3 protein-coding genes are annotated in these 4531 nt (G+C 40.1%); all 3 read left to right on the forward strand.

Annotation, left to right across the window (positions count from 1 at the left end; genetic code table 11):
- The first annotated feature begins 146 nt into the window (after positions 1-146).
- On the forward strand, positions 147-692 hold the full coding sequence (locus tag KFE26_RS23375; protein WP_212601894.1) for a fimbrial protein: 546 nt from the start codon (positions 147-149) through the stop codon (positions 690-692).
- 61 nt (positions 693-753) lie between these two features.
- Positions 754-1488: a molecular chaperone gene (locus KFE26_RS23380; protein WP_212601895.1), complete on the forward strand. Its 735-nt coding sequence runs from the start codon at positions 754-756 to the stop codon at positions 1486-1488.
- Between the two features lie 95 nt (positions 1489-1583).
- Positions 1584-4187: a fimbria/pilus outer membrane usher protein gene (locus KFE26_RS23385; RefSeq protein WP_212601896.1), complete on the forward strand. Its 2604-nt coding sequence runs from the start codon at positions 1584-1586 to the stop codon at positions 4185-4187.
- Positions 4188-4531 lie beyond the last annotated feature (344 nt).

Raw genomic sequence — 4531 nt, forward strand, 5'->3', positions numbered from 1 at the left:
GAATAATAGGTTTTCGTGCAATATATTAAATATTAATTCCGAATCATAATTGCTGTCGTCGAATGTATGTCGTAATTAATGCACATCAAGATGACAAAAATACGGGCGAATTAGCCTGAGTTACAGCAATTAAATGGAACATTACTATGAAAAATAAAATTTACTCTTTCGCATTAACTGGGATTGTTGCTGCTTCGAGTTTACTTACCAGCAATGCTTTTGCTGCAGATGGCAACATTAATATCACTGGTGAAATTACTGGCACGACTTGCACAGTAAAAGGTAGTGGAGCTAATGGGGATGTGGCTGTGACTTTGGATACAGCAAGTACTCACGCACTTGCAGCACAAGGCGAAACTGCTGGATTCAAGCCTTTTAATATTACTCTGAGTAGCTGTTCTGCTGCGTCGACAGTAAAAGCAGGCTTTGAAGTCGGTCCAAATACAGACTTAGTGAGTGGTCGTCTGAATTTAATTGGCGCGGGCACTGCCGGTGTTGCAGAAAACGTTCAACTACAATTGCGCAACAGTGACAGTTCACCTATCAAGATTGGCGATAACAGTACGGTAACTGGCACACCTCTTGACGCTGGTGGCGCAGTGTTGTCCTACCAAGTAGGTTACTACGCAACAAATGCTGCTACACCAGGTACTGCAAATAGCGCTGTAACTTACAGTATCGTATACCAGTAAGTTAGGCTTGTACGAAGGGGGAGGTCATCCTCCCCTTTAACCCCCATCTAGAGAACGTGATATGAAACCGTTTTTAGTGCATTACTTGGCAATGAGTGTATTGATCATGGGAGGTGTTATTGCCTCTTCTGCTAATGCCTCGATCGTACTTAGTAATACCCGTGTGGTTTATGAAGAGAGCGAAGGTGAGGCAAATGTTAAGTTAACTAATACAGGCCAGCAACCTTTAGTAGTGCAATCTTGGATTGATGATGGTGACTTAGACACATCTTCGAGTTTAATTAAATCTCCCTTTATTCTTATGCCACCAATTTCACGGATTGACTCTAATAAAGGGCAAACCTTAAGGCTAATATATACAGGGGATACTTTGCCGAAGGAACATGAATCTGTGTTTTATCTCAATGTGCAGGAAATTCCACCTAAAGCGGATACATCTTCCGATAAAAATATTATACAAGTTGCTTTGAGAACTCGAATTAAAGTATTTTTTCGGCCTAATGATATTAAAGGCTCTCAAGTTGAAGCGCCTCAACAATTAGTTTGGAATTTGATTAAAGGAGATGCCAGTTGGGTTTTAGAATGCACAAACCCAAGCTCTTATCATGTCTCTATGAGTGAGGTTGCATTATCGACGGGTAGTCATGCTCATATTGTTGGTGATGGAATGGTTGCTCCAGGTGGTAAGTTAAATATACCTGTTAATGCCATATCCAATGAAACAAAAGAAGTTAAATTTAAATCTATCGATGATTATGGTGCAATACGAGAGCATTCATATTCACTTGTCAAGTAACTAATTAAATTGGTTTAACAATATACAAGGAAGTAGTGCTGTCACTATTGTAAATAAGTGATGCATACCCTTTTATTTCGAATCGGATTCACATGATGACTAAATCACCCTCACGTAATAGTCGCAACAATGCGAGCGAACGATGCTGTCTTATTCCTTATTCAGTTCTAGTTACTTTATATTTAGTTGTTGCTCAGGGAGTACATGCTGAAGAAGAGTTCGATGCCTCTTTTCTTCAAGGAGGAACAGATTCTGCTGATCTTAGCCGATTTTCTAAAGGTAATAGCATATTACCTGGGCGTTACTTGAGCGATATTTATCTTAATGAAGTTGCTGTGGGGCGCGAGGAAGTTTTGTTCAAGGTTCGGCCTGGAATGCAAAATGCTGAGCCATGTTTGAGTATTGAATTGCTTGACCGTTTTGGCATTGACACACTCCAACTACAAGATGTTGATATCAAAGATAAGCATGCTTGTGTTGACCTTCAAACGAATATTCCCTCAGCATCAGTACTTTTTGATCCTAGTGAACTTCGTTTAGATCTGAGCATACCTCAGTTAAGCTTAAGGCGAAATGTGCGGGGATATGTTGATCCATCAGAATGGGATCGTGGTGTAACGGCTGGCATGCTTAATTATGGCTACACCAGCTATTACAGTTCCGCACAACAATTTGGTACTCAACACTTTTTAAGCCTAGACGGTGGAGTGAATTTAGGGGACTGGCGTTTAAGATCGAAATCGTCATTAGATTGGAATGATGATAACCGTAACTGGGAGAATCGAGCACTTTATGCTCAGCGTGATATTGAGCCTTTTAGCTCACAGTTAACATTAGGTGATTCTTCTACCAGTGGAAATATATTTGATACTTTCTCATTACGTGGGATTCAGTTAGCAAGCGATGAACGTATGTTGCCAGATTCACAAACAGGCTATGCGCCGGTAGTGCGTGGCGTTGCCAATAGCAATGCTAAAGTGACTATTCGTCAAGCCGGATACACTATATATGAATCCACTGTGGCACCAGGTCCATTTGAAATTGACGATCTATATCCTTCAGGTTATGGCGGCGATCTTGAAGTCATAGTGACTGAGGCTAACGGTCAGAGCCGAACTTTTTCAGTTCCATATTCAGCAGTTGTGCGCATGTTACGCCCTGGTGCTCATAGATATAGTGCGGCAATTGGACAATATCGTAGTGGCTTTTATAGTAGTAATGATAAACCCATTGTAGGTCAACTGACCTATGAGCACGGCTTGAGTAATTTGTTTACTGCCTACACTGGTGTATTAGCTGCCGACGGTTACTTTTCACCCTTAGTGGGGGTGGCCATGAATACAGGTATTGGTGCGTTCGGTTTAGATATTGCCCATGCCTCTACAGAAGTGCCTACACATGAGAAAATAGCAGACAATAAAACGTCTAGCGGTCAAAGTGTGCGCTTGTCTTTTAGTAAATCTTTGCCAAAAATGGGGAGTTCAGTTTCTGTTGCTGCATATCGTTATTCCACCAACGGTTATTACAATCTACAAGATGCAATGGCAGTTGCGAATGATGAACACCAAGTAGAAAATAATCCGTTTGATTTTGATGACACTATGAATGGATTATTTTATAGCTCGTTTGATCAAGGTTATTGGATGATGCCAAAACGTCAGCGTAGTAGCATCCAAGTTACGTTGAATCAATCATTGGGCAGTATAGGATCTATGTATTTCACTGGTGGAACACAGGATTATTGGGATAACTCTAATTCTACAACTCAGTTTCAAGTTGGTTTCTCCAGTAGCACTCGGTATTTTAACTATTCTATTGCAGCAATGCGCACATCGGATGAATATGGTTCTGATTCTGATCAAATTTACGCTACGCTATCTATTCCATTAGGCGCGAGTGTCAGTGCAACATCGAACGTTAATTTTTCCAATGAGAATAATAGTATTCGTACTGCAATCAATGGTACCTCTGGAAAAAACAATCAATATAACTGGGGATCAAGTATTTCCAAAGAAGAGCGTAATCATAATCCTTCTGTAGACTTTTACGGAAACGTACATGGATCTTACGGTACTCTTAATGGTTCAGTGGGTTACAGTTCTGGTTATCATCAAGTCTCTTTGGGTGCAAGAGGTGCAGTGGTTGCTCATGCTGGTGGCGTTACCTTTGGACAGCAAGTAAGCGATACTTTCGGGATAATTGAAGCACCTGATGCTGTTGGTGCCTCCCTTTCCTCATACCCAAGTGTAGCGATAGATGACGACGGTTATGCCATTATGCCGTACTTAGATCCCTATCGTCGTAATCAAATAGATATAGATCCACACAATATGTCGACCGAAATTGAGCTGAAATCAACCAGTGAACAAGTCACTCCAAGTGCTGGCGCTGTGGTGATTGCTAAATTTGAAACTGCTAATAAAGGAAGAGTTGTCCTCATCGATTTGGAGTTTAGTCAAGACATAAGTGTTCCCTTTGGTAGTGAAGTTATTGCCGATAATGGCAATATTGTTGGCATCGTTGGACAAGGTGGTCGTGTACTTGCACGCGGTTTAGATAACAGCGGCACCTTGATGATTAAGTGGGGTGAATCATCAGCCCAACAATGCAAAATTAACTATGCTCTTGAATTACATAATAAAGAGGATAAGCCTACTAAGTTTGAGCGCTTAAACACTCCTTGTTCACAGGTTAAGTAAATGAGTTGGATCTGGGAAAAATAGTGATATATTTGGGGTTTGAGTCAGAGTAACCTTTTATAGGTTACTCTGATAAAAACCTAGTTATAGAAGGCAGTAATTAATATTAAAAATCATATGCAATTAATTGCGAGGGTAATTATAAAGTATGAATAAACTTGTTTACAACTAGTTATAGTGTCATGACTAGTGATATTTTTAAATATCAATTTAAGCGCATAATTTATGTGGGTATCATCATCTATAAAATGTAAAACCTTGATTTAAATCACATGAGTTGCTATTGCTATCAAGATAAATTATGAAATATACTCCCTGGCTGTTATACACATCACGGAGCACAA

This window comes from Shewanella sp. M16, assembly GCF_018224605.1.
GTDB lineage: Bacteria > Pseudomonadota > Gammaproteobacteria > Enterobacterales > Shewanellaceae > Shewanella > Shewanella oncorhynchi.